Annotated in this window: 25 protein-coding genes and 3 tRNA genes; 17 read left to right on the top strand and 11 right to left on the bottom strand. The window is 69.9% G+C overall.

Annotated features, from left to right (window positions below; translation table 11 throughout):
• Window positions 1-12: 12 nt before the first annotated feature.
• Entirely contained in the window at window positions 13-834 is an 822-nt protein-coding gene (locus R8F63_08870; protein MDW3218711.1) for a TIM barrel protein, read from the bottom strand.
• A gap of 38 nt (window positions 835-872) precedes the next feature.
• Between R8F63_08870 and R8F63_08865 the strand changes: the two genes are divergently transcribed.
• The 6 genes from R8F63_08865 to R8F63_08840 are packed head-to-tail and all read left to right on the top strand — an operon-like array spanning window position 873 to window position 7,584.
• A complete protein-coding gene (locus R8F63_08865) occupies window positions 873-3,215 on the top strand; it encodes a hypothetical protein (GenBank protein MDW3218710.1) in 2,343 nt (780 codons plus the stop codon).
• On the top strand, window positions 3,212-3,991 hold the full coding sequence (locus R8F63_08860; protein MDW3218709.1) for an enoyl-CoA hydratase/isomerase family protein: 780 nt from the start codon (window positions 3,212-3,214) through the stop codon (window positions 3,989-3,991). Before R8F63_08865 ends, R8F63_08860 begins: the two co-directional genes overlap by 4 nt.
• Before the next feature lies 1 nt (window position 3,992).
• Window positions 3,993-4,868 (top strand): SDR family oxidoreductase, encoded by an 876-nt coding sequence (locus R8F63_08855; GenBank protein MDW3218708.1) that lies wholly within the window; start codon window positions 3,993-3,995, stop codon window positions 4,866-4,868.
• 31 nt (window positions 4,869-4,899) lie between these two features.
• Window positions 4,900-5,643, top strand: coding sequence for a sulfite exporter TauE/SafE family protein (locus tag R8F63_08850; protein ID MDW3218707.1), 744 nt, complete (start codon window positions 4,900-4,902; stop codon window positions 5,641-5,643).
• Window position 5,644: 1 nt separating this feature from the next.
• A complete protein-coding gene (gene add, locus R8F63_08845; GenBank protein MDW3218706.1) occupies window positions 5,645-6,646 on the top strand; it encodes an adenosine deaminase in 1,002 nt (333 codons plus the stop codon).
• 44 nt (window positions 6,647-6,690) lie between these two features.
• Complete coding sequence (locus R8F63_08840) at window positions 6,691-7,584, top strand: DMT family transporter (GenBank protein MDW3218705.1); 894 nt, start codon at window positions 6,691-6,693, stop codon at window positions 7,582-7,584.
• On the opposite strand, the gene R8F63_08835 is transcribed toward R8F63_08840, so the two are convergent.
• The gene (locus tag R8F63_08835; protein ID MDW3218704.1) at window positions 7,550-8,713 is read right to left on the bottom strand and encodes a nitroreductase family protein; all 1,164 of its coding nucleotides are present in this window, start codon (window positions 8,711-8,713) and stop codon (window positions 7,550-7,552) included. The genes R8F63_08840 and R8F63_08835 overlap by 35 nt on opposite strands.
• 31 nt (window positions 8,714-8,744) lie before the next feature.
• Here R8F63_08835 and R8F63_08830 point away from each other — a divergent pair, with 31 nt between their 5' ends.
• Window positions 8,745-9,524 (top strand): SDR family oxidoreductase, encoded by a 780-nt coding sequence (locus tag R8F63_08830; GenBank protein ID MDW3218703.1) that lies wholly within the window; start codon window positions 8,745-8,747, stop codon window positions 9,522-9,524.
• A gap of 13 nt (window positions 9,525-9,537) precedes the next feature.
• Window positions 9,538-10,083 (top strand): hypothetical protein, encoded by a 546-nt coding sequence (locus tag R8F63_08825; GenBank protein ID MDW3218702.1) that lies wholly within the window; start codon window positions 9,538-9,540, stop codon window positions 10,081-10,083.
• A 44-nt stretch (window positions 10,084-10,127) separates the two neighbouring features.
• Here the strand turns inward: R8F63_08825 and R8F63_08820 are convergent, their stop codons facing one another.
• The gene (locus tag R8F63_08820) at window positions 10,128-11,696 is read right to left on the bottom strand and encodes a YdiU family protein (protein ID MDW3218701.1); all 1,569 of its coding nucleotides are present in this window, start codon (window positions 11,694-11,696) and stop codon (window positions 10,128-10,130) included.
• A gap of 47 nt (window positions 11,697-11,743) precedes the next feature.
• Between R8F63_08820 and R8F63_08815 the strand changes: the two genes are divergently transcribed.
• The 6 genes from R8F63_08815 (at window position 11,744) to R8F63_08790 (ending at window position 17,263) form a co-directional block, all read left to right on the top strand.
• A complete protein-coding gene (locus R8F63_08815) occupies window positions 11,744-12,142 on the top strand; it encodes a heavy metal-responsive transcriptional regulator (GenBank protein ID MDW3218700.1) in 399 nt (132 codons plus the stop codon).
• 34 nt (window positions 12,143-12,176) lie between these two features.
• Window positions 12,177-14,294: a heavy metal translocating P-type ATPase gene (locus R8F63_08810; protein ID MDW3218699.1), complete on the top strand. Its 2,118-nt coding sequence runs from the start codon at window positions 12,177-12,179 to the stop codon at window positions 14,292-14,294.
• A gap of 33 nt (window positions 14,295-14,327) precedes the next feature.
• Window positions 14,328-15,107 (top strand): SDR family NAD(P)-dependent oxidoreductase, encoded by a 780-nt coding sequence (locus R8F63_08805; protein MDW3218698.1) that lies wholly within the window; start codon window positions 14,328-14,330, stop codon window positions 15,105-15,107.
• Window positions 15,108-15,134: 27 nt separating this feature from the next.
• The gene (locus R8F63_08800) at window positions 15,135-15,887 is read left to right on the top strand and encodes a crotonase/enoyl-CoA hydratase family protein (protein MDW3218697.1); all 753 of its coding nucleotides are present in this window, start codon (window positions 15,135-15,137) and stop codon (window positions 15,885-15,887) included.
• Window positions 15,888-15,906: 19 nt separating this feature from the next.
• Entirely contained in the window at window positions 15,907-16,263 is a 357-nt protein-coding gene (locus R8F63_08795; protein MDW3218696.1) for a hypothetical protein, read from the top strand.
• 61 nt (window positions 16,264-16,324) lie between these two features.
• Window positions 16,325-17,263 carry a hypothetical protein gene (locus tag R8F63_08790; GenBank protein ID MDW3218695.1) on the top strand — a complete coding sequence of 313 codons (939 nt, stop codon included), beginning with the start codon at window positions 16,325-16,327 and terminating at the stop codon, window positions 17,261-17,263.
• Window positions 17,264-17,269: 6 nt separating this feature from the next.
• Here the strand turns inward: R8F63_08790 and R8F63_08785 are convergent, their stop codons facing one another.
• The 3 genes from R8F63_08785 to R8F63_08775 all read right to left on the bottom strand — a co-directional run bounded on the left by R8F63_08785 (window position 17,270) and on the right by R8F63_08775 (window position 18,578).
• Window positions 17,270-18,313, bottom strand: coding sequence for an ectonucleotide pyrophosphatase/phosphodiesterase (locus R8F63_08785; protein ID MDW3218694.1), 1,044 nt, complete (start codon window positions 18,311-18,313; stop codon window positions 17,270-17,272).
• An 87-nt stretch (window positions 18,314-18,400) separates the two neighbouring features.
• Window positions 18,401-18,476, bottom strand: a tRNA-Lys gene (locus tag R8F63_08780).
• Window positions 18,477-18,504: 28 nt separating this feature from the next.
• A tRNA-His gene (locus tag R8F63_08775) sits at window positions 18,505-18,578 on the bottom strand.
• 94 nt (window positions 18,579-18,672) lie between these two features.
• On the opposite strand from R8F63_08775, the gene R8F63_08770 reads away from it, so the two are divergent.
• Window positions 18,673-18,746 (top strand) — tRNA-Arg (locus R8F63_08770).
• Between the two features lie 24 nt (window positions 18,747-18,770).
• Here R8F63_08770 and R8F63_08765 read toward each other — a convergent pair.
• Complete coding sequence (locus R8F63_08765) at window positions 18,771-20,948, bottom strand: glutamine synthetase III (protein MDW3218693.1); 2,178 nt, start codon at window positions 20,946-20,948, stop codon at window positions 18,771-18,773.
• A gap of 223 nt (window positions 20,949-21,171) precedes the next feature.
• Here R8F63_08765 and R8F63_08760 point away from each other — a divergent pair, with 223 nt between their 5' ends.
• A complete protein-coding gene (locus R8F63_08760; GenBank protein ID MDW3218692.1) occupies window positions 21,172-21,390 on the top strand; it encodes a hypothetical protein in 219 nt (72 codons plus the stop codon).
• Window positions 21,391-21,392: 2 nt separating this feature from the next.
• Here R8F63_08760 and R8F63_08755 read toward each other — a convergent pair whose 3' ends face one another.
• A complete protein-coding gene (locus R8F63_08755; GenBank protein MDW3218691.1) occupies window positions 21,393-22,028 on the bottom strand; it encodes a hypothetical protein in 636 nt (211 codons plus the stop codon).
• Window positions 22,029-22,106: 78 nt separating this feature from the next.
• Here R8F63_08755 and R8F63_08750 point away from each other — a divergent pair, with 78 nt between their 5' ends.
• Window positions 22,107-22,526, top strand: coding sequence for a hypothetical protein (locus tag R8F63_08750; GenBank protein MDW3218690.1), 420 nt, complete (start codon window positions 22,107-22,109; stop codon window positions 22,524-22,526).
• On the opposite strand, the gene R8F63_08745 is transcribed toward R8F63_08750, so the two are convergent.
• The 3 genes from R8F63_08745 to R8F63_08735 are packed head-to-tail and all read right to left on the bottom strand — an operon-like array spanning window position 22,501 to window position 26,403.
• A complete protein-coding gene (locus tag R8F63_08745) occupies window positions 22,501-23,820 on the bottom strand; it encodes an acyl-CoA dehydrogenase family protein (protein MDW3218689.1) in 1,320 nt (439 codons plus the stop codon). The two genes, R8F63_08750 and R8F63_08745, sit on opposite strands and share 26 nt — an antisense overlap.
• Before the next feature lie 10 nt (window positions 23,821-23,830).
• A complete protein-coding gene (locus tag R8F63_08740; GenBank protein ID MDW3218688.1) occupies window positions 23,831-24,931 on the bottom strand; it encodes a hypothetical protein in 1,101 nt (366 codons plus the stop codon).
• Window positions 24,931-26,403, bottom strand: a complete 1,473-nt coding sequence (locus R8F63_08735; GenBank protein MDW3218687.1) for a carotenoid oxygenase family protein — start codon at window positions 26,401-26,403, stop codon at window positions 24,931-24,933. Before R8F63_08735 ends, R8F63_08740 begins: the two co-directional genes overlap by 1 nt.
• Window positions 26,404-26,409: the final 6 nt, after the last annotated feature.

Below are 26,409 nucleotides of genomic sequence, written 5' to 3'. Positions count from 1 at the left end.
GGGCAGTACCGTCTAGGGCAGTACGGCTCGGCAGGCGTCGTGCACGGCCCGGGCCATCGACACCGGCCCGTCGGCGACCAGCTCGTCGCTGAACACCTCCGCGGCGACGAACGGCGTACTGCCGATGTGGTCGAGCGCATCCCAGATCGACGGATGGTCGACCGTGCCCGCGCCGGGGAGGCGACGGGCGTGCATCGCCTCGTTCTCGATCTCGCCGGTCGCCATCGTCGGCGCGGCGGACGGCTCACAGAGCTGGACGTAGGAGATCCGCTCGCCGGGCAGGGTGCGGAGCAGGTCGAGGTCCGGCCCGCCGGGCTGGCGGATCCAGTGGAAGAGATCGAGCAGGATCGTCGCGTTCGCGGCCCCGGTCGCAACGACGAGATCGTTGGCGGCGGCGAGGGTCGGCATGCCCGTCCAGGGGAGGAACTCGAGCGAGACGACCATGTCCGCCTCGGCGGCACGCGCCGCGATGGCCGCGAACCCGTCGACGGCGGCGGGGTGGTCGTCCATCGGACCGAGGCAGGCGGCACCGACAATGCGAGCGCCGAGGTCGACGCCGGTACCGATCAGACCGTCGATCTCGGCGGTGAGGGCGTCGCTCGGCCCGGCGGTCCAACCGATGCACGCCTCGACCGCCCCGACGTCGAGACCGGAGTCGCGCACGACGGCGGCCGAGTCCGGCCCGGCGAACAGCAGATGGAACGCCCACAGGCTCACGGCATCGAAGCCGGCCGACGCGGTGGCGTCGATGTAGGCCCGCAGCTTCTCCCCGTCGATCGCCATCGGATCGGCCAACAGCGTCGAGGGACAGTTGCCGAGTGAGGCGATCTCCATTCGGGGAGTATGGCGCGTGCCGGGAGTATCGTCGCCCCATGAACCGGGGCCGCAGGGGAATGTGGGGTGTCATCGCCGCGGCGATGATCGTGTCGCTCGCCCCGGGCCACGACACCCCGGCCGCGGCCCACGCGCCGCACGATCAGGTCACCGACGTGGACTTCAGCGTCGACTTCGCGCAGAGCGGTGTCGTCCACGCCATCGTCCGCGGTCATCTGATGCGATCCGAGGACCGCGGGGAGAGCTGGAGCGAGATCGTGCGGGGCCTCGGGGGCGAAGCGCAGAAGGTCGCCCGCATGGAGATGGCACCCTCGGACCCGGCGGTCGGCTACCTGACCACCGGCGACGGCGCGGTGCTGCGAAGCGCCGACGGCGGCCTGTCCTGGGAGACGGTGGCCGACACAGGGTTCACCGCCCGCGAGCTGAGCGTGTCGCCGGTCGACGCCGACGACCTCCTCGTCGTCGGTGGCAGCTTCGGATTCAACGGACCCGTGGCCCGCTCGACGGACGGCGGGCAGTCCTGGACAGCCGCGACCCTCCCGGAACGGAACCTGGGCGCATGGCAGGTCGAGCACCACGAGGACGGCGAGAACCTCCTCGCCATCGGCACGAACGGCCAGACGTTCGTCTCGTCGGACCGCGGGGCGACCTGGCACGACGGCCTCTCGGTCGAGATCGGGCTTCCCCGCGACATCGCCATCGGGCCGGGGCCGTCGGGTGAGGCGACGGTCTTTATCACCGGCGACGACGGCGTCGTCCGTTCGACCGACGGCGGTGGGTCCTACGCCCCGGTCCCCGGTCTTCCCGACGACCGTGTCAACGAGATCGCCTTCTCCCCGGGATTCGCCGACGACGGACTGCTCTGGGGGGTGACGATCCGCTCTGGCCCCGTCGTGTCACGCGATGCCGGTGACAGCTGGGACCTGGTCGACGCGGGCCTGACCCGTTCGCCGCAGGCGCTGTCGTCCGGCGCGGCCGACTTCGCGGCGATCGCGATCGCCCCGGGCGGCTCCGGGCGGCTGGTCCTCGGCGGCTTCGCCGGCGTGTTCGTCGCGGACGACGGAGACGACTCCTGGCTGCCGATCGAGACGCTCGACGACTACATCACCGGTCTCGCCGTCTCGCCCGACCACGCGGAGGACTCGACCATCACCGTCTTCACCTACGTGAAGGGGGCGTTCCTCTCGACGGACCGCGGCGCGACGTGGACCCTGGTCAGCGAGGGGCTCGGCCAGCCGTCCGTCGACGAGGGCAACCAGTTCGCGCCGCTCCGGCGACTGCACAACGTCCACATCTCCCCGGGATTTGCCGATGACCGGACGCTCTACGGCGCCACCTGGACCGCCGTCGTGCGGTCCACGGACGCCGGCGCGCACTGGGAGTCGATCGCGGTCGGCGATCGGCCCGACGACACCGCGCTGCGTCAGTTCGTGCTCGCGCTGTCGTCGGACTTCGCCACCGACGGAACCTTGTGGGCCGCGACACGGCAGGGGGAGCTCTACCGGTCCGGGGAACGCGGCGACGCGGAGAGCTGGGAGCTGCTCCATCGCTTCGACGGTCGGGTGCGATCCGTCGCCCCCGCGACGGACGCGGCCGGTGGCGGCGATCTCTTCGTCGGCACGGTTGCCGCGCTCCATCGCAGCCGCGACGGCGGCGCGTCGTTCGCGCCCACGGGGGTGGTGAATCGGAGTGAGGTCTCCGGAACCGAGGTCGATTTCGGCATCCAGGTCGTGCTCTCGCCCTCCTACGTCGACGACGGGTACGGCCTCGCCGGCACGGACCACGGGCTGTACGAGACCCGCGATCACGGGGAGCAGTGGTCGCTCGTCTCCGGCCCCGGACTCGACGACGGCACCCCGATCGAAGCGATCGGCATCGCGCCGACGGTGGCCGAGGGCGGTCCGGTCCTCGTGAGTGTGCGCGGGGTCGGACTGCTGCGCTCGACCGACGGCGGTCGGACGTTCGCGATCGCCGGTGAATCGCTCGTCCGCCAGAACCTCCTCATCGCCGACTACTCGAACCCGTCCTCCTCGCCGATCCAGTTCTCGCCGACCTATGCGCGCGACGAGACGGTGTACGCCTACGCCCAGACCTCGGTGGTCCGATCGACCGACGGTGGCGTGAACTGGGAGGTGCTCGACACGCCGTCCGGCGACGAGGTGCTGGCCGCCCTCGACGGCGAGGTCGCGCCGACGACCACGCCGACGACCACCACGACGACGACCACGGCGGCACCGATCACGACCACCGCGCCCGACGATGACGGCAACGGCCTGCTCGTTCCCGTACTGGTCCTGGTCGGCCTCGCCGTCGCCGGCGGTGGCCTGCTCGCGGCGCGAACTCTCCGTTCGGGGCGAACGGATGATGGAATGGAGCGATGAGCGACAAGATCCTCTTCGAGATCGACGGCCCGATCGCCACCATCACCAACAACAATGTCGACAAGCACAATGCGTTCGACGACGAGATGGACGCCCATCTGTGGGAGATCCTCGACGAGCTGATCGCGACACCGACCGTGCGGGCCGTGATCTGGCGGGGCAACGGCAAGAGCTGGTCGAGCGGCCGTGACGTCGCCGCGATCGGCACCAACGTCACCGAGCTCACCCATCACGAGCTGATGACCCGCGGCCACAAGGGCATCCAGAAGCTCTGGGAGCTCGAGGCGCCGGTCATCGTCCCGATCCAGGGGTGGGCGATCGGTGGCTCGTTCCAGCGGGCGCTCATGTGCGATGTGCGGATCGCCGCCGAGGGTGCCCGCTTCATGCTGCCCGAGGTCGGCCACGGCGTGATCCCCGACACCGGTGGCATGGGGGTGCTCTACGAGATGTGCGGCCACGGCCTGGTCAGCGACATGGTCCTCACCGGTCGTCGCCTCAGCGCCGAGGAGGCGCTGGCGCACGGCATCGTGAGCCGGATCGTCGCCGAGGACGAACTCGACGACACCGCCCGGGAGATGGCCGAGAAGATCGCGGCGGCGCCGGCGGTGACGGTCAAGCTCGCCCGGCGGGTGATCAGTCACCTCAGCCGTCCGCAGATCCGATCGTCGATGGAGGACGAGCTGATCTACCAGACGTTCCTGAACCGGTCCGACGACTTCGCCGAGTTCAAGGCGGCCCGGGCCGAGGACCGCGAGCCGAACTACCGGGGGAGCTGACATGGGCCTTCCCGACCCACCAGCGCTCGGGGCCAGCGCCCTTCCGGCCGGCACCTACGACGGCGTCTGCGTCTTCGTCACCGGGGCCGGCACCGGCCTCGGCAAGGGCATCGCCGAGGAGTTCGCCCGACTCGGTGCGTCGATCGTGATCGCGTCGCGCAAGCCCGAACACCTCGACGCGGGTCGTGCCGCGATGGAGGCCCTCGGCGCGCCGGTGGAGACGGTGACGTGCGACATCCGTGAGCCGGACAGCATCGCCGCGGCCTTCGACGCCGCGGAGGCCGCCTTCGGGCTGCCGCAGGTGCTCGTCAACAACGCGGCGGCGAACTTCCCCGTGCCGGCCGAGGACATGTCGCCGAACGCGTGGCGCACCGTCGTCGACATCACGCTGAACGGCACGTTCTTCGTGGCCCGCGAGTTCGGTCGCCGTCACCTCGCCGCCGACACGCCCGGCAGCATCATCAACATCGGCGCGTCCTACGCGTGGACCGGTGGCCCGGGCTTCGCCCACTCCGCGGCGGCGAAGGCCGGCGTGAAGAACATGGTCGAGTCGCTTGCGGTCGAATGGGGGCCCTACGGGATCCAGGTGAACGGCCTCGTGCCCGGGCTGATCCCGCACGAGGACATGACGGCCGACATCCAGGAGAACCTCGCCCGCGCCGATCCGGAGAAGGACGGGCTGCAGCCGGCGATGCGGGTCGGCACCCGTCGCGAGTTCGGCTGGGCGGCAACCTTCCTGGCCAGCCCCTACGCCCAGTTCATCACCGGCCACACGCTCGTGGTCGACGGGGCGAACTGGCAGCGCCGGTCCATGACCAACCCGACCGTGGTGCCGATCCGCGACCAGATGGGCAAGGGTCCCTTTACGCTCGACTGAGCCGGTCCCCGGCACAGCTAGCGTGGCGCCGATGGAGTGGATCCACGTCGTCGTCCTCCTCGGGGGTGGTGTCGTCGCCGGCGTGATCAACGCGATGGCCGGCGGCGGTTCCCTGCTCACCGTGCCGCTGCTGGTGTTCGCCGACGTGCCGGGCAACACAGCCAACGGCTCGAACCGGGTCGGCGTGCTGGCGAACTCGCTGACCGCGGCGAGCACGTTCCGGCGGCTCGGCGTGCGGGGGCTCGGCGGCATCGGCCGCATCCTCGGTCCCGCGATCGTCGGCTCGCTCGTCGGGTCGATCGTGATCAGCCAGCTGGCCGACGACGCGTTCGAGCAGGCGTTCGGCTTCGTGATGATCCCGATCCTGATCCTGTCGCTGCGCAAGCCCGACGTCGAGGCGCTGGCCGAACGGCCCCAGTGGCCCACCTGGCTGACCACGGTGATCTTCTTCGGTATCGGCGTCTACGGCGGCGCCTTCCAGGCCGGCGTCGGGCTCATGTTGATCGTCGCCCTGTCGCGGGCCGGCGTCGACCTCGTGACGGCCAACAACATCAAGGTGATCGTCACCTTCGTCTTCACCGTCTTCGCGTTGCCGGTGTTCATCATCGCCGGCGACGTCGACTGGGCGCCCGCCCTCGTGCTGGCGGTCGGGCTGGCCACCGGCGGCTACATCGGCGCCCGGGTGACCGTGGCCGGCGGCGAGCGGGTGATCCGGCCCGTGCTCGTGGTCGCGGTCATCATCTTCTCCGGTCGCCTCCTCGGCTTGTATGGATGACATGCCTGAGTTCCCCGCCGACCTCGCCCGCGCCCTGCCGAAGGCGGAGCTCCACGTTCATCTCGAGGGCAGCGTCGATCCGGCGACGATGCTTCGCCTCGCGGACCGCCATGGGGTCACCCCGCCGGCGGCGGACGAGGCGGGCATACGGGACTGGCTCCGTTTCGACGGGTTCCCGAGCTTTCTCGAGCGCTACTTCTGGGTGTGCGGCCTGCTGCGCACGGCCGACGACTTCGCCGACGTCGCCGAGGCCTATCTGCGGCACGCCCACGACCAGGGCGCGGTCCACGTCGAGTTCCACGTGTCGTCGAGCTACCACATCGTCGAGCAGGGAGCCGACTGGTCGGAAGTGCTCGCCGGGATCGTGACCGGGTGCGAACGGACGGAAGCGGCCCTCGGCATCTCGTCGCTTCTGATCCCGGATCTCTCGCCCCATCTCGGGGCCGACGCCGCCCACCGGGCGCTCGATGTCGTGCTCGCCGAGCTCCATCCCCGGATCGTCGCCGTGGGGATGGGCGGGCCGGCCGACAACTGGCGCGTCGAGGACTTCGGGCCGGCGTTCGACCGCGCCCGCGACGCCGGCCTGCACACCGTGAGCCACGCGGGGGAGCACGGCCCGGCCTGGGAGGTCGCCCACGCCCTGGACGTGTTCGGCGCCGAACGCATCCAGCACGGCATCGGCGCGATGGGGGATCCGGATCTCGTGGCCCGGATGGTCGACGAGGGTGTGGCCTGTGACGTGTGCCCGGGCAGCAACGTCGCCCTCGCCGCGGTGCCGTCGCTCGACGTCCACCCGTTGCCGGCGATGCTCGACGCCGGTCTCACCGTCACCCTCGGATCGGACGACCCGCCGCTGTTCGCCACGAGCCTCCTGGCCGAGTACGAGCACGCCTGGGACCTCTGTGACCTCGACGATGACGGTCTGCGCCGCCTCGCGGAGAACTCGCTCGTCGAGAGCTTCGCGCCGACCGACGCCGTCGCCGGCTGGCTGGGTGACGACTGAAATCGCCTGGCATCGGCCGCCTACTCCCTCCTAGCGTGCCTGCGATGTCGCGTGCACAGGGGGCCGTGGTCGTTCTGGCCGCGGGCATCGTTTTCAGTTTCGGGGCCGTCTTCTTCCGGTGGACGGACGACATCGGCGCGTGGGAGTACCTGGTCTTTCGGGCCGCCGGTGCCCTCGCCGTCACGGTGCCGGTGTTCGTGTTCCAGAACCGGCGCCGTGTCGGCGTCGAGCTGCAGGCGGTCGAGTTCGCCCACATCGGGGCGGGTGTGATCATCGGCCTGATGTTCTCGGCCTTCATCGTCGCGCTCACCGAGACGACGGCCGCGTTCGTCCTCGCCTTCCAGGCGGGATCGCCGATCCTCGCCGCGATCTGTTCCTGGTTCATCCTGCGCGAGCGCATGAGTCGCGAGGCGCAGCTGGCGACGGTCGGGATGATCACGGGCGTCGTGATCATGGTCAGCGCCGGACTCGGCGGCGCGCCGTTGTGGATCGTGCCGGTCGTCGCCATCATCCCGATCGGCTTCGGCTTCTACTCGACGCTGATCCGTGTCGGCGACGACATCGACCCGTCCGTGCCGGTGATCGTCGGGGCGACGACCGCGCTCGTGATCTCGCTCATCGCCACGGGCCTCGGCGACGGCTTCGTGGCGTCCGGGCACGACCGGTGGATCGGGTTCTTCGCCGGGGTGCTGCTGCTCGGCATCCCGCTGCCGATCTTCACCTGGGCGAACCGCTACGTCCCCGCGCCCGACGCCGCGCTGCTGCTGATGTCCGAGGTCGTCCTGGCGCCGATCTGGATGTGGTGGATCCACGCCGAGGAGCCCTCGGCGGAGACGCTGATCGGCGGCGCGGTGATCCTCACGTCGGTCGTCTGGCTGACGGTGCGGGCCGCCGGCGGGATGGTCAGGATCCTCCGGTCGCCTCGGCCAGTGCGATGATGCCCTCGGCGCAGCGGAGCATGTTGGCCCGGTGCTCGTCCTGACGGGCCCGGATGATCTCGGTCTCCCGGTCGGGGTTCTGGGAGATGTTCCACGTCAGACCGGAGTCGCCCGGTCCGAAGCGCATCGCAAAGCGCAGACGTGACCCGCCGGCCAGCGGGATGATCTCGAGACGCCACTGGGTGCCGGGTTCGTCGGCGTCGGGCCGCTGCACCTTCCAGCCGAAGCAGCGGTTCTCGTCGTAGTGGGTGCACACGCTGGACGTCTCCCACTCGCCGAACACCTCGTTGGCGTTGCGCCCGGTGAAGCGTTGGCCCTCGCCGGGCTCGCCGTTCCAGGTGGCGCCCTGGAACTCGTCGCTCCAGCGGGCGAGGAGGTCGGGATCGGCGATGAACGGCCAGATAGCGCTCGGCTTCGCCTTGGTCTCGACCTCGACGGTCACGCCGGGTCCGGCGGCGAACGTGAGGGGGCCGTCGGCGTTGTCTGCCATCGTGTCGCCCCAGCGGTCGACGTAGGTGATCTCGCGGGCCGAGATGCGCGGCGCGGCCTTGAAGTCCGTGCCGACGGTGTAGCCGACCGGGAGAAGGACGATCTGGGTGAGGCCGTCGGGCATGCCGAGGAGTTCCTTGAACTCGTCGGCCTTGCTCAGGTGCAGGGTGGTCCACGCACTGCCGAGCCCGCGGGCCCGCAGCGCGAGGCAGAAGCTCCACGCCCCCTGGATCACGGAGTCGAAGAGGCCGGGGCGTCCGCTCGCGTCGTGTTCGCCCCAGATCGACACGATCACGATGGCCGGCATGCGCTCGAGGTTCTCCGCGAGGAACGCGGCCGAGGCGAGCACCTTCTCGTTGTGGTGGCCGGTGCCCTTGACGCCCTCGTGGCTGGCGATGATCCATTCGCCGCCGGCCTCGCGGTAGAGATCAGCGACGGCCTTCTTCTGCTCGGGATCGCGGATGACCAGCCAGCGGCGGGTCGACTGGTTACCGCCGGTGGGCGACTGCTCGGCGAGGTCGATGCAGTCGTAGAGGACCTGATCCTCGACCGGCCGGTCGAGATCGATGCGCCTGCGCACGGCTCGGGTGGTCGAGAGGACGTGGTCGACGGCTTCGGTGAGCTCCGGCGTGAGTTCCATACCCAGGATCATGCCGCGCGAAACTCCGCCCATGGGAAGACTCGACGGCAGGGCAGCAGTGATCACCGGGGTGGCGGGAGGTATCGGCTGGGCGACGGCTCGCCGGTTCGTCGCCGAGGGGGCGAAGGTGGTCGGGCTCGACATCGACGCTGATCGGGGGGCGCAGATGGTGGACGACATCGGTGCGGACCACGTCACGTTCGTCAAGACCGACGTCACCGACCCCGACCAGGTCACCGCCGCGGTCGATGGTTGCGTGGCCGATCACGGCCGGATCGACATCCTGTTCAACAACGCCGCGACCTCGACCGGTGGCTATGTCGCCGACCTGGACCTCGCCGGGTTCGACGCGTCGATCAAGCTGATGCTGAACGGCCCGCTCCACGGCATGCAGGCCGCCATCCCGCACATGATCGAGCAGGGCGGCGGCGCCATCGTCAACACGTCCTCCGTCTACGGCCTGTTGGCCGGCGCAGCAAACGCCCCCTACTGCTCCGCGAAGGCGGCGCTCATCAACCTCACGCGGGTGACGGCGCTCGAATACGGGCGCAAGGGCATCCGTTGCAACGCGATCTGCCCGGGCGTGGTCGAGACGCCGATGTTCGAGCAGGTGCTGAGCATCGGCCTCACCACCCGCGAGGAGGTGGCGGCGAAGCACGCGATCGGTCGCACGATCCAGCCCGAGGAGGTCGCCGACCTGGTGTTGTTCCTCGCCAGCGACGAATCGAGCGCCATCACCGGCCAGGCGATCCAGATCGACGGGGGTCTGCTGCTCGAGACGAATCTCACCGGCGTCCCACCGGTTTCCTGACAGACTGACCGGCATGGAACACCTCACCACCGCCGACATGGAAGCCGCCCTGGATCACATCCGGGCCTCGCCCGCCGAGGGCACCGTGGAACTCATCGTGCAGCGTCCCGCGGAGGACGAGCGAGTGGTGCTCGAGACCGCGGAGCTCAACTGTGAGGAGGGGCTCGCCGGCGACACGTGGAACCAGCGGGGCTCGAAGCGCACCGAGGACGGGTCGTCGCATCCGGACATGCAGCTCAACATCATGAACGCCCGGATCCTCGCGCTCATCGCCCAGTCACCCGAGCGCATGCCGCTGGCCGGGGATCAGCTGATCGCCGACATGGACCTCAGCGACGCCAACCTGCCGCACTGGACGAAGCTCGCCATCGGCGATGCCGTCATCGAGGTGACCGACCAGCCCCACACGGGGTGCGCCAAGTTCAGTCGGCGCTTCGGTGTGGATGCCCACCGGTTCGTCAACAGCGAGATCGGCAAGGAGCTCCACCTGCGTGGCATCAACGCCCGCGTGGTCACCCCCGGCACCATCCGCCAAGGCGACGAGATCCGCAAACTCTGAGTTCGGAAAAGGTGGGACGGGACTCTGACCCCGTGTCCCATCTTTCAGCTGGAGCAGCTGAGCATGCTGCAGCCGGCGCGGGTGCGGGCCCAGTCGGGGCGTTTCGCGGCGAAGGACTCGCGGCCGGGCTGCTCGTCGTAGGGGGTGCGCAGCGTGTCGAGCAGGTCGTCGATCATGGTGTGGTCACCCTGTTCGGACGCATCGATGGCGAGCTGGGCGAGATAGTTGCGCAGCACGTATTTCGGGTTGACGCGGTGCATGGCCTCACGGCGGTCGTCGCGCACCCGGGCCCGGTAGCGGCCGAGCCAGTCGAGCCAGGCGGCCCGCACGTCGCCGGTGAGCTCGTCGGGTACGTAGAACGCGTCGAGGATCGGCGCCAACGTCTCGTCCTCCGACAGCTCGGACGTCCCCGCGGGGACGTCGGCCAGACCCCGGAAGAAGATCGTCATGTCCGTCTCGATCCGGGGGAGCAGCTCGACGAGCGACTCGATCAGCTGTCCGTCGCTGCCGGGATCGAAGTCGGCCAGGCCGAGCTTGCCCGCCATCATGCGGGGCCAGCCGTCGTTGAACCGGGTGACGTACGCCTCCAGGCCCGCCTGGAGCGGCTCGACCTCGCCGATCAGCGGGTGCAGGGCGTTGGCGAGCTGGGTGAGGTTCCACTGGCAGATCGCCGGCTGGGCACCGAACCGGTAGCGCCTGTGCTGGCGATCGGTGGTGTTGGGCGTCCAGCCGGGGTCGTAGTCCTCGAGCCAGCCATAGGGGCCGTAGTCGATCGTCAGGCCGTGGATCGACATGTTGTCGGTGTTCATGACGCCGTGGACGAAGCCGACGCGCTGCCAGTGCACGACCATGTCGGCGGTGCGGTTGGCGATCTCGGTGAACCACTCGCCGTAGACCTCGGGGGACGGTTCGCCGAGCTCCGGGAAGTGGGTGCGGATCGTGTAGTCGGCGAGCGCCCGCAGGTTGTCGGTCTCCTGGCGCCACGCGAACAGCTCGAAGTTGCCGAAGCGGATGAACGACGGGGCGACCCGGCACACGACGGCGCCGGGCTCCAGGGCCGGGCGGCCGTCGTAGAACATGTCGCGCATCACCTTGTCGCCGGTGAGGCAGAGGCTCAGGGCGCGGGTGGTCGGCACGCCGAGGTGGTGCATCGCCTCGCTGCACAGGAACTCACGGATCGAGCTGCGCAGCACGGCCAGGCCGTCGGCCGTGCGCGAATAGGGAGTGGGCCCCGCTCCCTTGAGCTGAAGGGTCTGGCGGCCGTGGTGACTGGTGACGACTTCGCCGAGGGTGATCGCCCGGCCGTCGCCGAGCTGGCCGGCGAAGTTGCCGAACTGATGGCCGGCGTAGGCCATGGCGTGCGGGTCCATCCCGTCGAGGACCTCGTTGCCGGACAACACCCGCGTGAACGTGTCGTCCAACGCTTCGGGGCCGAGGTCGAGCATCGCCAGGACCTCGGGGGAGTGGCTCAGCAGCGTCGGGGCCTCGGTCGGGGTCGGCGCCACCCGGGAGTAGGCCGCATCGGTGACCTGCCGCGGCCGGATCTCGGTGGACGGATCCGCCGGGAGCTCGCGGGTGAACGAGTTGTCGAACGTGAGCTGGTCGAGCCGCATGGCGAGACCTCCTGCCGTCCAGCCTAGGGAGTCCTACGCTGGCGGACATGAAGATCGGAGAGCTGGCCGAACAGGCGGACGTCACGACCAAGACGATCCGCTACTACGAGTCGATCGGTCTGCTGGCCGAACCGGGGCGCACGCCGTCCGGCTATCGCGACTACGACGCCACCGCTGCCGAGCGGCTCCGGTTCATCCGTGACGCCCAGGCGACGGGCCTGTCGCTGGCGGAGATCCAGTCGGTGCTCGAGCTGAAGGACACCGGTGCCAACAGCTGCTCGCACACGCGATCGCTGCTCGAACGCCACCTCGCGGACCTGGACGACCAGATCGAACGGCTGGTGGCCGCCCGGACCGAGCTCGTCGAGTTGGCGTCACGGGCCGGAGGGCTGGATCCGTCGGCCTGCACCGACCCGAACCGGTGTCAGGTCATCGATCGGGCTTGACCTTCTTTTCGACTGGAAGGTTTATCCTGGGGGCATGACCACCGTCGTCCACAGTGAACTCGCCATCGAGGGCATGACCTGTTCGGCCTGCGCCCGCTCCATCGAGGACGGGCTCGGCAAGCTGAGCGGCGTCGCCGATGCCCACGTCAACTTCGCCACCGGTCGCGCCACGGTCGACCACGACGCGGCCGTCGCGGCGGAGGATCTCCGCCGGGTCGTCGAGTCACTCGGCTACGGCGCCCCCGTCGAGGGAGACCACGACGCGGCCGAGGCCGCCCGCGAGGCGGATCTCTGGCTCCGCTTCCGGGTCGCCGTCGCGCTGACCGTCCCCTTGATGGTCGTCTCCATGGTCCGCCCGCTGCGCTTCAGCGGATGGGAGTGGGTCGCGGGCGCGCTCGCCACCCCGGTCATCTTCGGCGCCGGCTGGAGGTTCCACCGCGTCGCCGCCGGCAACCTCCGGCATCGCCTCGTCACGATGGACACCCTCGTGTCGGTCGGCACGCTCGCCGCGTGGGGATGGTCGGCGACGGTGCTCCTCGCCGACCTCGACGAGCCCGTCTACTTCGAGACCGGTGCCGTCATCGTCACGCTGATCCTCCTCGGGAAGTGGTTCGAGGTGCGAGCGACGCGGCGCAGCGGCGACGCCATCCGCGCCCTCGCCGATCTCGGCGCCCGCGTGGTCGAACTCGAGGACGGCAGCCAGATCGCGATCGACGATCTCGCCGTGGGCATGCGCTTCGTCGTCCGGCCCGGAGAGCGCATCGCGACCGATGGTGTGGTCGTCGACGGTCGGGCCGCAGTCGATGCGTCGATGCTCACCGGGGAGCCGCTGCCCGTCGAGGTCGGGGTCGGTGACGAGGTCATCGGGGCCACCGTGAACACCGACGGCTCCTTGGTGGTCGAGGCCAGCCGGGTGGGCGCGGACACCGCCCTCGCCCAGATCGTCCGCCTCGTCCAGGAGGCGCAGGGCAGTCGGGCGCCGATCCAACGGCTCGCCGACCGGGTGGCCTCGGTGTTCGTGCCGACCGCCATCGGGATCGCGGTCCTCACGCTGCTGACCTGGCTCGCCCTCGGCCAGCCGGCGGCCGACGCGTTCACCGCCGCCGTCGCCGTGCTGATCATCGCCTGCCCGTGTGCGCTCGGGCTGGCGACGCCGCTCGCGATCATGGTCGGCACCGGGCGGGCGGCCCAGCTCGGCGTGCTCGTCCGCGGCGCCCAGGTGTTGGAGGACAGCCGTCGCATCGACACGGTCGTGCTCGACAAGACCGGCACGATCACCGAGGGACGCATGACCGTCGTGGGCGCGGGAAGCACCGGCGACGACACCGCCGAGCTGGTGCGGCTCGCGGCGGCTCTCGAAGGCTCCTCCGAGCACCCCATCGGCCGCGCCATCGCCGCCCATGTGTCCCACGACGCGACGGTGACCGGCTTCTACAACGACGCCGGGCGCGGGGTCGCCGGTGCGGTCGACGGCGTGCGGGTGCGGGTCGGCCGACGGGAGTTCTTCGACGAAGTGCCCGCCGAGGTCGAATCGCTCGCCGGCGCGGACGAAGCCCTCGGCCGCACCGTGGTGTTCGTCGGCCGCGGCGGCGTGGCCGAAGGCGTCATCGCGGTGGCCGACGAGATCAAGCCGACCTCGGTCGACGCCATCGCGGCGCTGCGTGAACGCGACCTCGACGTCGTGATGCTCACCGGCGACAACCCGTCCAGCGCGCAGGTCGTGGCGGATCGGGTGGGCATCTCCTCCGTCATCGCCGGCGTGCTGCCCGACCAGAAGGCGGCCACCATCACGGGGCTGCGCGACGAGGGCCGCACGGTCGCCATGGTCGGCGACGGCATCAACGACGCACCCGCGCTCGCCGCGGCCGACCTCGGCATCGCCATCGGCACCGGTACCGACATCGCCATGCAGGCTTCGGACCTCACGCTGGTGCGGGGAGAGCTCCCGGCGGTCGTCACCGCCATCGAGGTGTCCCGCCACACGTTCGCCACCATCAAGGCCAACCTCTTCTGGGCGTTCGCCTACAACGCGGCGGCGATTCCCCTCGCCGCGTTCGGTGTGCTCAACCCGATGATCGCGGCCGGGGCGATGGGGCTGTCGTCGTTGTTCGTGGTCGGCAACAGCCTGCGGCTGCGGGGCATGCAGGCTTAGGCCCTCGCGGGCTTCCCGTGGGAAGCTGGCGGGATGCCACGCATGAACCTCGAAGGAAGCTCGTCAATCATCACCGGCGGCGCGTCGGGCATCGGCGAGGCCAGTGCCCGCCAGCTCGCGGCGGCCGGATCCCGGGTCGTCATCGCCGACCTCAACGAGGAGAAGGGCCAGGCCGTCGCATCGGAGCTGGGCGGACTCTTCGTGAAGTGCGACGTGACCAGCACCGAGGACGCCGACACCGCCGTCGCCGCGGCCTCGGAGATGGGCCCGCTGCGGGCGCTGGTGAACTCGGCGGGCCTCGGCTCGGCCGGGCGCACCGTCGACCGTGAGGGCAACCCCTTCCCGCTCGACAACTTCACCTTCGTGATCAACGTCAACCTGATCGGTTCGTTCAACATGCTGAGCCGGTCCGCGGCGGCGATGTCGAAGACCGACCCCGTCGACGACGACGGCTCCCGCGGCGCGATCGTCAACATGGCCTCCGCCGCCGCGTTCGACGGCCAGATCGGCCAGTGCGCCTACTCCGCCTCGAAGGGCGGCGTGGTCGGCATGACCCTCCCGATCGCCCGTGATCTCGCCGCCATCGGCGTGCGGGTCAACACTGTTGCCCCCGGCCTGATCGACACCCCGATCTACGGCGAGGGTGAGGGCTCCGAAGCGTTCAAGAACCATCTCGGCCAGTCGGTGCTGTTCCCCAAGCGGCTCGGCTCGGGCGAGGAGCTGGCGTTCATGGTGATGGAGTGCATCACCAACCCGTACATGAACGGCGAGACCATCCGGGTCGACGGCGGCATCCGGATGCCACCGAAGTGATCGCCGGATCCTGAAGGAGAACCTGCCATGAGCGATGCAATCCTGACCGAGCGGCGCGGCCGCGTCCTCGTCATCACCATGAACCGGCCCGAGGCGAAGAACGCCATCAACGGCGATCTCGCCAACGGCCTCTTCGCCGCGGTCGGCGAGCTCAACGAGGACTCCGGGCTCACGGCCGGTGTGCTGACGGGCGCGGGCGGCGCCTTCTGCAGCGGCATGGACCTCAAGGCGTTCGCCAAGGGTGAGGACATCGGGCCGATCCAGCAGTTCTTCGCGGCCGGCGCGGAGAAGCCGCTCATCGGGGCCATCGAGGGGTTCGCGCTCGCCGGTGGCCTCGAGATCGCGCTGTCGTGCGATCTGCTCGTCGCCGCCGAGGGGGCGAAGCTCGGTATTCCCGAGGTGAAGGTGGGGCTGTTCGCCGCGGGGATGGGCCTCATGCGCCTGCCCGCCCGTGTGGGCTACGGCAAGGCGATGGAGATGGCCGTGACCGGCGATCCGATCACCGCCGAGGAAGGCCACGCGTTCGGGCTCATCAGCCGCCTCGCCGAGCCGGGCACCGCGGTCGACGTGGCGATCGAGCTGGCCGAGCGGATCGCGAAGAACGCGCCGCTGGGTGTGGCCGCGTCCAAGAAGATCATCCGGGCGACCCAGGGCAACACCGAGGACGAGATGATGGCCATCCAGGCCGACATGTACATCCCCGTCTTCACGTCCAACGACGCGAAGGAGGGCCCCGCGGCGTTCGCCGAGAAGCGCGAGCCGAACTGGACGGGCACCTGACGCCGAAGGGGCGACGTCGATGGCTGACGCACTCAGCACCGAGATCTGGACGTTGCAAGGACTGACCGGATCGACGCCCGGGTTGCTCCACCACGAGGGCGGCCGCGTGCGCCTCGAGCTCCTCGACGATGACGACGAACTCCGACAGGTCTTCGCGGTGCCGATCGACAAGGTCCACGACGTCCGCTGGCCGAAGCTGCAGATGAGCGCCGGGTGTTCGTTCGTCGTGGGCGGGGAGAAGTACCGGATCTCGTTCCTGCGCCCCCAGAACACCCGGGTGCTCGCGGCGGACGCCTACAGCGCGGTCGCCGGTGTCGCCGGCATCTCGGGCGGCCGATCCGCCGGGAAGGCCTGGCGGGCGTTGCTCGGGGGCTGAGGTACACCCAGGGGCCGGACGGTGCCCGGCGGTCGATGCGTCGGCCACTACCGTCGTGGACATGACTTGCGCTCGTCCTCGTTCGTGGACCGTGGCTGTCGTGCTGGTCGCGGCCCTGATCGCCGCGTCCTGTGGCGACGACGATGCCGCGGACACCGCCGACACCACCACATCGGCGTCGGGCGCGGTCGCGACGGGTTCGACCACCACGGTCCCCACCACCACCGCGGCGTCGACGACGACGGCGGCCCCGACCACGACCACCACCACGGTGCCCGGCCCGGTCGATGACACCGTGTTCGTCACGGTCGACGAGATGGTGCTCGGCTGGTGGGACGGATCGACCTGGGTCGAGACCGCCGACGTGGAGGCGGACGTGCCCCCGATCGCGGGCGAGACGCTGCGATCGGTCGACGGGCTCCCGGATGTCACCGCGGGCGAGCCGCTCGCGAGCTGCATGCCGGAGGCCGGCGTCGTGAACTGGTGGCTCGACGGTCTCGAGGGAGTGCGGGCGAGCGGCAGCCATGACCTCCAGCCCCGCCCCTTCGAGGTGATCGGCGCCGCCGACGCCCATGTCGAGGCGATCCGGGCCGTGCTCGACGCCGAGGGCGTGGATCCGTCAGTGCCGGTCGAGATCGCGCAGGTCACCCGGCTCGACATCGAGGGCGACGGGGTGGACGAGGTGGTCATCGAGGCCCAACGGTTCCCGGACGGCCCGCTGTTCGGGTTGATCGACGAGGGCCACTACTCGATCATCGTGTTGCGCCGGGTGGTGGCCGACGACTCGGTCGAGAACATCACGCTCCACGCGGGGATCGCCGATCTCGAGCAGGCCGGTCAGTACGTCCTGCGGGTCGATCTGGCCGGGCCGATCGACGTCAACGGTGACGGCGCCTACGAACTCGCCTCGCGCTGGTCGTACTACGAGGGTGGGGGCGTGAGTCTCTTCGAGCTCGGGGCGGAGCCGGCGGAGGTCCTGGTCGCCGGGTGCGGGGCCTAGGCCCCGTCAGCTCGCCGGGCTTGCGAGATCGAGCCCGAGAAGACCGGCGATCGTCGGCGCCCACGAGGTCGCCGCCGGCCGCTCGGCACGGATGCGGGCGGCGAGGGGAGCGACGGACGAGTGTCCACCGCCGACGACGGCCACCTGGGTGTCGCAGCGGGGGCTGCCGTGGGACCCGTGGAGTTCGTCGAGCCACGGACCGAAGACCTGGCCGGGTTCGCCCCACACGAGGGTGTTGTCGGCGTCGAGTGGCAGCGCGCCGGCGACCTCGGGAAGGGTGAGGAGCTGCTCGACCGGCGGCCCGCCCATGACGAGCGCGGCCGTGCCCTCGGTCTCCACGATGCCCGGCAGGCCCCGTTGGTCCAGCGAAGCCTGGACGTCGAGCCCGTGGTCGGTCACCCGCTCCTGATCGTGGTCGCTGACCACCATGACGACGGTGTCGTCCCACGCCGGGCCGATGCGTTCGAGCAGCTGGCCGAGCGCGGCATCCGTCGAGCGGGCGCACTCGGCGAGTTCGCTCGAGTCCGGCCCGAACCGGTGCGCGGCGGTGTCCGGCTCGTTGAAGTGGACGACCGCGAGATCGCAGTCGAGGACCGACGTCTCGTCCACCGCGTCGATCACCGATGAGTCCGCGGCGTAGCGGAACGGGTCGAGCGCCACATCGGCGCGGCGGCCGTCGGGCGGCCAGTGGAGGTCGGCCTCGAAGCCGCCCATCACGCCGACGAGGTGGTGGTCGCCCACGACGATGCCGCTCGACCGTCCGGCGCGACGAGCCGCGGTGAAGATGGTCTCCCCGCGGGGACCGTGGCTGGACGACGACACGAACGCCTCGCCGTTCCACATCCGGTTGACCATGATCCCGTGCTCCGCCGGCGAGGTGCCGGTCGCGAACGTTGCATGGTTCGGGTAGGTCGCCGTGCTGAGGACGGCCCGTCCGCCCTCGGGATGAGTGCCGCCCTGTTCGGCGAGCCGGTGCAGGTTCGGCGTCCACGCCGGACCGACGAGATCGAGCGGCAGGGCGTCGATGACGACGAAGACGACCTTGGTCATCCGACGCGCCGGCTTGGGTGCATGGCAGCCGAGCCTACGACGAAACCCCAGGCCGCCCGGACAACGGGCCTGACCTGGGGTTTGCGGTGGTACACCCCCTGGGACTTGAACCCAGAACCTGCGGATTAAGAGTCCGATGCTCTACCAATTGAGCTAGAGGTGCAGGAATTGCTCCGAGGAGAAACTCTACGGGTGAACGAGGGGATTCGAACCCCCGACCTCCTGGACCACAACCAGGCGCTCTAACCAACTGAGCTACGCCCACCATGCCGGCCGGAGCCGAACGATGTGCCGAACCCGGAGGGCCCGGCAGCGACAGAGTGTACCGGGGGTGTACCCGCCCGGCCTACCCTTATCTCGCCCCCGTAGCTCAACTGGATAGAGCAGCGAGCTTCTACCTCGCAGGTTGCAGGTTCGAGTCCTGTCGGGGGTGCGAGGCGGGCCCTGCGGCGGGCCGCTACTTGATGAAGAGCATCTCCCGGTACTTGGGGAGCGGCCAGTGGTCGTCGGCCACGTCGGTCTCGAGACGGTCGGCGTGGCTGCGCACCTTGTCCATCAGGCCCCGGATCGTGTCGGCGCAGTAGCGCATGTGGCCTGCGGTCGAATCGAAATCGTGGAAGCTGATCGCCTCGTCGAGTTCGTTGGCGGCGGCGAGCATGGCGTCGGCCTCGTTGCCGAGGGCCTTGACGATCGACGTGTCCATGTCGACGCCCAGCGTCCCCGCGTTGCCGATGGTGGTGGTCAGCTCGGACAGGTACGACATCGTCGCCGGGTAGATCCAGGTCTTGGCCAGTTCGACCGCCATCCTCGCCTCGACGCCGATCGACAGGATGTACTGCTCGGCGTAGACCTCGTAGCGGGATTCGAGCTCGACGGGGGAAAGCACCTCGGTCCGCTCGAAGAGGGCGATCGTCTCGTCCTCCATCAGCACCGGCAGGGCGTCGGCCGTCGTCGGCAGGTTGCGCAGGCCGCGCTCCTCGACCGCGGCACGGTGCCACTCCTCGGAGTAGCCGTCGCCGCCGAACACCACGTCGCCGTGGAGCTCCATCAGCTCCTTGAGCACGGTGGCCACGGCTTCCACGGGTGAGGCGCCGGACTCGAGCACCGGCTCGAGCTTGTCGCCGATCCACTCGAGCGAGTCGGCCAGCATCGTGTTCATCGCCACCAGCGGGCCGGCGACGGAGTGCGACGACCCGACGGCGCGGAACTCGAAGCGGTTGCCGGTGAACGCGAACGGCGAGGTTCGGTTGCGGTCGCCGGGATCGCGGGTGAACGGCAGGATCTCGGCGAGCCCGAGGTCCATCGTGCCGCCCTCGGCGAGCTCGGACGCGGAGCCGTCCTTGATGTCGTTGAACACGGCTTCGAGCTGCTCGCCGAGATACACCGACAGGATCGCCGGCGGCGCCTCGTTGGCACCCAGTCGGTGGTCGTTGCTGGCCGACGCGATGACGGCGCGCAGGAGGGGACCGAAGAGGTGGACGCCGCGGATGACGGCACCGCAGAACAGCAGGAAGTTGAGGTTCTCCGCGGGCGTCTGTCCCGGGTCGAGGAGGTTGCCCTGGGTGGAGTTGCCCACCGACCAGTTGACGTGTTTGCCCGAGCCGTTGAGTCCGGCGAACGGCTTCTCGTGGAGGAGACACACGAAGCCGTGGGCCTTCGCCGTCGACTGCATGATCGTCATCATCAGCTGCTGATGGTCGGCCGCGACGTTGGCCGCCTCGAAGTAGGGCGCGATCTCGAACTGGCCGGGGGCGACCTCGTTGTGGTGGGTCTTGGCCGGGATGCCGAGGCGGAACAGCTTGTCCTCGAAGTCCTGCATGAAGACCTGGACCCGCTCGGGGATGGCGCCGAAGTAGTGGTCGTCGAACTCCTGGCCCTTCGGCGACGGCGCGCCGAACAGGGTGCGCCCGGCGAGCAGCAGATCGGGGCGACTGTGGGCGAAGTGGGCGTCGATGAGGAAGTACTCCTGCTCGGCGCCGCAACTCGAGTTGAGCGTCTCGATGTCGGTCTCGCCCATCAGCGACAGCACCCGTGTGGCGGCCTTGCTCATCGCCGCGTTGGACCGCAGGAGGGGGATCTTCTTGTCGAGTGACTCGCCGGTCCACGCCATGAACACCGACGGGATCATGAGCGTGGCACCGTTGGCGGTCTGCATGACGAACGCCGGGCTCGTCGGATCCCAGGCGGTGTAGCCCCGGGCGGCGTTGGTCGTGCGGAGGCTGCCGTTGGGGAACGACGACCCGTCGGGCTCGCCCTTGATCAGCAGGCTGCCGGTGAACTCGGTGATCGCGTTGCCGTCGGCGTTGGTGACGATGAAGCCGTCGTGCTTCTCCGCGGTGATGTTGGTCAGCGGGTAGAAGATGTGCGAGAAGAACTTGACGCCCTTGCCGATCGCCCAGTCCTTCATGGCGGCGGCGACCACGTCAGCGGTGGCGGGGTCGAGCGGTGTGCCGGTCTGCATCGCCGCCTTCATCGCCTTGAAGGCGTTCTTCGACAGCGATTCCTCCATCGTGGCGAGGTTGAACACGTCGCACGCCCAGATCTCGCTCAACGGCCCGCCGGGGCTGCCGGCGGGGACGACGCTGCGGTTCGTCACCTCGTTGATCGCCTGCAATCTGATCTCGTTGCCGCTCATGTTCGGTACTCGGTTCTCTCGTCGGTTCCCGGTGGTCGACCACCGCTCGAGGCGAACATACGCAGACCCGATTTCATCTGTCTCCCGATCGCGGCGGTGTTCGCCGAGCCGTAACAGGCCCGAATCAAAACGGCGCGCAGGGTGCAGGAAGTCGACAGTCGCCCGCAACGAGGCGGCAACAAACGTCGGTAGTGATGGTACCGGATGGAGATCGGAACCCAGGGTGCCCCGAACCACGTGTCGCCGACCGCCGGCTCAGTCGTCGGCGATCGGTCGGCCGAAGTCCACCGCGTCGACGACCTCCGGCGGCGAGAAACTCCGCAGCTCCGCGTCCGGCCTCACCCCCAGCGCGGCGTTGATCGTCGAGAACGCGATGCGCAGTCCGACGAACGCCGTGATCCCGAAGATCTCGGCGTCATCGAACCCCGCTGCCCGGCGGTGACGTCAGTGCCCGTGACCGCCGCCGCTGTGCGCTTCCTCCCAGCACGGGTCATGGTCGCCGGGGACGGCAGGACCGGACTGGTGCAGGCACGGGTGGTGGTTGGCGAACACGTCGAACTGGACCGTCCACGGATCGATGATCCACGCGTGGAGCATCCAGAAGTTGGACAGGTCGACGTTGGTGCCGCCGCGGTTGGCGCACGTGGTGTCCGTGATGTTCTCGCCGACCACCAGCCACGAGTTGTTGGTGAAGCAGAGGCTCTCGTGGCGGTGCCACCAGTCGTTGTCGCCCCGGAAGCCCTCGGGCGGTGTGGTGGAGTCCGACTCGAAGAACCAGGCGAACCTGGTCAGCTCGGCGTCGGCCCCGTTGCCGTCGTACATCAGGAACTCGGGTTGTGCCGCGTTGAAGGTGCCGTCGATCGCGGTGCCCGGGAAGGAGGGATCGTCGGGATCGAATCCGGGACCGGTCGGATCGAAGCCCTCGAGCCGCACGTGATGGGTGCCCATGCCCTCCACATAGTTGACGGCGCGATGCCAGCCGTCGGCCTCGGCGTCGCCGAGCGTAGGCCACTGGTTGGCGTAGGCGATCGCCAGGTCGAAGCCGATCGAGTTCACCCAGCAGTCCTCCCAGCTCAGCATCCGATCAGCTGGTTCGCCGCGTCGGAGGCGCCGTATCCGGCGGCCACCCGGGCGGCGATCGCCGTGGTGGGGTTGGTCATGGCGCTCGTCGCGTGGCGCTGGCGGCGCGCCACTCCCGGCCCTGCGGCGCTGGTCGGGTTCCTCGCGGTGCTGGTCGTCGCGCTGGGCGCGGTCCCGCTCGAGTGTTCGCCGCGCATCGGCTTCTGTCGCACGCTGATGCGCCACGACATGGTCGGGTGGCAACACCTCGGCCACGCCGGCCTCGCCGCCATCGGCGTGGTCACCGTCATGGGCGGCTCGATCTGGGCCGGGATCCGTGCCCGACGACGCGTCGCGCCGTTCGCCATCGTCGCCGTTGTCACGGGTGCGTGGATGCTGCTCGACCCGGCGAACGCCCGCCTGGGCACCATCCAGTGGATCTTCCTGGCCGCTGGTGTCGCCGCGATCTCGCAGCTCGGCCCGGCGGACGCGGTCAGGCGTTCTTCGGCAGCTCGCTGAACGGGGTCGTCTTGAAGTCGCCGGGCTCCTTGGGGAGGCCGAGGACCCGCTCGCCGATGATGTTGCGCTGGATCTGATCCGTGCCGCCGTAGATCGGCGGCGCCTGGGCGTAGAGCGCCTGGCCGGTGATCATCGGCAGCAACGGGTTGCCGGTCGCTTCGTTGAGCGCCGCGGTCTGCTCGGGCGTGTAGCCGTGGAGCGTGCCCATCGGGCCGACGAGCTGGAGCCCGAGGTCACGGGTGAGCCGCATGACGTCGCTCATCGAGAGCTTGCCGATGTTGGCCATGCCCGGGATGTCCTTGCCGGCGGCCTTGGCGGCCTTGACCCGGTCGGTGTTCATCTGGCCGAGCCGGTGGAGGATGTGGAGGCGCACGAGGTCCTGGCGGATCACCGGATCGGTGTTCTTCCCCTCGGCGCGGGCCAGGTCGATCATCATGTCGGCGCCGCCCCGCCGCACCGCGGCCGCCGCGCCGCCTGCCTGGGACCGCTTGGCCGGATCGGGGGCGTAGTCGCCAGCGCGCTTGTCGAGCATCCCCGCGACCGTGCCGGGCGTGAGCCCGGAGCCGCCGGCGCCACCGCCGGAGCCGAGACCGGCCCGTTCGTGGGCGAGCGTGGTGTTGGTGGCGGCCCAGCCGTTGTTCACGTCGCCGATCACGGCGTCGTTCGGCACGCGGGCGTCGCTCAGGAACACCTCGTTGAACATGGCGTGGCCGGTCATCTCGATGAGGGGCCGGATCTCCACGCCCTCCTGGTGCATGTCACACGCGAACCAGGTGATGCCCTGGTGCTTGGGCGCGTCCGGGTTGGTGCGGGCGATGAGCATGCCCATGTCGGCGGTCTGGCCGAGCGAGGTCCACACCTTCTGGCCGTTGACGATCCACTCGTCGCCGTCGAGCTCGGCCTTGGCGGTCAACCCGGCGAGGTCGGAACCGGCGCCCGGCTCGGAGAACAGCTGGCACCACGCCTTCTGCCCGGTGACGATCTCGCGCACATAGAGATCGATCTGCTCCTGGGTGCCGTGGGTCGCGATCGTCGGGGCGGCGAGGAGCAGGCCGAGGCCGCCCATCGCACCGACGGCGCCGTGTTCGGCGATGACCCGGCCGACCTGGTTCGCGTCGCTACGGCTCAGACCCTTGCCGTAGGCGTTGGTCGGCAGCGTGGGCGCGGCCCACCCGGCGAGGCCGAGGCGTTCCCACCACTCGGCGAGCGTGAGGTCGGGATCCCAGTTGTCCTCGAGCCATGCTCGGAGTTCGTCGAGGATCGCGTCGGTGCCGGTGGACTCGGTGACTGCCATGGGCAGAACGCTACCGGCGGACGAGGGCGAGGGCAGATTCGGTGAACGCGCCGGCGACTGCGGCGGTGCGTTCGGCCGTGCACGACACGTCCGGCGTGTCCTGTGGCGCGTGGAACCAAGGGTTCTGACCGAGGAACGACAGCAGTTGTGGCGCGTCGAGCCACTCGGCCGCCTCGCCGAACCACTTCGACCGGTCGCGCCCCGGTTCGTCGATGCCCGACCCGAGCCGCTCGAAGGGCGCAGCGACATCGCGGGTCCGTCGCGTGGTGCTGATCACCCGGGCGCGCATGAACGCATGGTTCGGCGCCGCGAGGGTGTCGGTCGCGGGCCAGTCACATCCGACGTTCGCGCCCACGTGGAGCAGGGTGTGGACGCGCCCGGCGTGGGCGCGTTGGAAGGCCACGCCGCCGAGCCCGCCGAGCTCGTGGCCGGTGGCGCCCAGGAAGAGCACCGGCGTCTCGGCCGCGAGGCGCTCGGCGACCTCGAGGGCGACCGCGATGCCCGTTCCCCGCTCACCGGCACAGCGGAACCAGCCGGAGATCGGCGTGGTGACGATGACGAGTCGCTGGGCCCCGGCGACATCGCCGAACTCGGCGATCACGTTGGGACAGGTCGCCGGCTCGATGCGGGCGTCGAGCCGGGCTCGCACCGTCGCGCCGCCGGCGAGGGCCTCGCCGTGGTGCCCGGCGACCTGCAGGACGGGCTGGCCGGAGCCGAGCACCGGCGTGCGGTTCGACACGGCGAGGAGCCCGAGGAGGTTGCGGGTGGCCGCCACCGCGAGCACCCCAGGCTGGGCGTCCTCCAGCGCGCCGGTCGTGCCCAGCGGCCCGGCGCCCGGCGGATCGAACGCCGGCCAGCGCACGGGGTCGTCCGATGCCGCCGACCCGACGGCCTCGTAGAACAGCGGGAGCGCCTCGACCTCGTCACCGTCGATGGTGACGCTCCAGTCCGCCGTGTAGCGCTCGAAGGCGAGTGGTTCCAACCGCACCGCGCCGCCGCGCGACCCGAGCTGATCGGCGAGCCAGTCGGCCGTGCGGGCCTGGCTCGCCGTCCCGGTGCGGTGCTCACCGAAGTCGGCGTACTCCTCGACCAGGCCGAAGAGGTCGCCCATCAGAGCGACGACGCAGGTGCCCAGAATGCGTGGGTGCCGGACGACATCCGCTCCGGGAGCGAGATCGTCGCCACAGGCCCAGCGGCCGGATCGGCCGCGTCGAGCACGACACACTGCGAGCGGTCGTTCGCGAGGTCGATCGTGAACGTGACCAGATAGCCGTCGTCCTCGGCCGTCGAACCGTCGCGCGGCGCCATGACGGTCTCGCTCGCGTAGACGCCCTCCGGAAGGCGGTAGGTCGTGAGATCACCGGTCTCGACGTCGTGCTTCACGACGCCGTGGAATCCGAACCAGCCGGCCGCGGGCAGGGCGTCGTAGCTGTAGCGGTACGGCCGCCCGCCGTAGCGGCCGTTGATCATGCCGAACTCGAGGATCTCGTCGTGCAACGGGCCTTCGGTGGTCTCGCCGGTCTCGAGGTCGAACCGCCAGCGGTAGGGGACCGAGAGCATCGAGTGGAGGTCCAGGTAGCGGTAGAGGTTCTCCTCGAAGGTCGCCTCCGGCCGGCGCCGGGGCGACGGGTTCTTCTGAAAGAAGCCGTCGAGCACGATCTCGGTGCCGGTCGCCGTCGGCGCCTCGTAGGCGTTCATCCAGTGCAGGACATAGGTCGGGTCGGCCTCGAACCATTGCACGTCGCCACCACCCCGCGGGATAACCCCGAACCGGGTGGGGAGGTCCGGGAACAGCCGCGGGACGTAGAGGCCCGCGTCGATCGCAGCAGGGTCCCAGAACATCGGGCAGTCGTTGACGATGGCGTAGTTCTCCGTGAACGCCATGTCGTGGGGGAGACGGGCGCCGGGGAGCTCGACGTCCTGATACGTGGTGAGCTCGCCGTCGGCGGAGACCTCGCCGTAGTGCATGTAGGGCCACTCGGTGCCGTAGTTGAAGAACAGCAGCTCGCCGGTGTGCTCGTCGACCTTGGGGTGCGCCGACACGCCGTGCGCCGGGAACTGGCCGTTCCAGTCCTCCTTGCCGTCGGCCGCGAGGGTGCGCGGGTCGAGGCGATAGAGGTCGCCGCACATGTAGAAGCTGGCGAGCGCCTGCCCGCGGTGGACGACGATGTCGGTGCTCGCCGCGTCCTTCATCTGCGGGCGGGCCCCGATCCGATGCGGGGCCTTGGCCGATGCGGGAAGCTCGGCCAGGCCGGCCCACAGCGACTCCTGCGCGTCCAGCTCCTCGAGCAGGCCGTCGGTGCGGACGAACCGGTTCGCGTAGCGGGCCTCGCCGTTCTCGAAGGAGATGGAGTGCACCATGCCGTCGCCGTCGAACGGGTGGTAGCGCTCGATCGGCGGGTGCAGGGGGTTCTCCGTGTTGCGCAGGTACACGCCGCTGAGGTCGGCCGGGATCTCGCCCTCGACGTCCAGATCCCAGGCGTCGTACTCCACGTGTTGCGGTCGCCAAGCACCGGAGCGGTACGGATGCGAGTCGTCCGGCGGCAGCGTGTGGGGGAGCGTGTCGTGGATCTGGACCTTCATCGTCAC

The sequence above is a fragment of the Acidimicrobiales bacterium genome (assembly GCA_033344915.1).
Classification (GTDB): Bacteria; Actinomycetota; Acidimicrobiia; order Acidimicrobiales; family Aldehydirespiratoraceae; genus JAJRXC01.
Note: the sequence above shows the minus strand (reverse complement) of the source record. Positions and strands in the feature narration are given on the sequence as shown.